This is a genomic window from Paenibacillus forsythiae T98 (genome assembly GCF_000520735.1).
Lineage (GTDB): Bacteria > Bacillota > Bacilli > Paenibacillales > Paenibacillaceae > Paenibacillus_AQ > Paenibacillus_AQ forsythiae.
In genome coordinates this window covers 1-329 of record NZ_ASSC01000159.1, presented here as the reverse complement: position 1 = coordinate 329, position 329 = coordinate 1, and the positions used below count along the sequence as shown (strand labels likewise).

The window sequence follows — 329 nt, the reverse complement described above, 5'->3', positions numbered from 1 at the left end:
ACCGCCAGCCGTATCAATCCCCTGCTTCTTGAGGGTAAATGCTCCGGCCATCTGCGGCATGCCGCCTTTTCTTTGACCGAGAAAGGTCGAGCCTTTGAGTTCGCTCCAGTCAAAATTCGGATGGTCTTTGCGAGCGAACAGGAAGGTCCCGTCCCTTTGCGTCAGCTGGGCGAAATTGATCACCGGATCATCCGAGCCCTGCTGGTATACGTAGATCGACGTTTCCGAGCCGACCAGCGCAACGTCGATCGCTCCGGAGAGCAGCGCGGTCATCGTCTTGTCTCCGCCGGGAATGGTCTGAAGCTCGACATCCAGCCCCTCCTCCTTGC

Annotated in this window: 1 protein-coding gene; it reads right to left on the bottom strand. The window is 58.4% G+C overall.

Going from position 1 to position 329, the window contains the following annotated elements:
• On the bottom strand, nucleotides 1–329 hold a 329-nt coding region (locus L692_RS27895; RefSeq protein ID WP_036722229.1), incomplete at both ends, for an ABC transporter substrate-binding protein.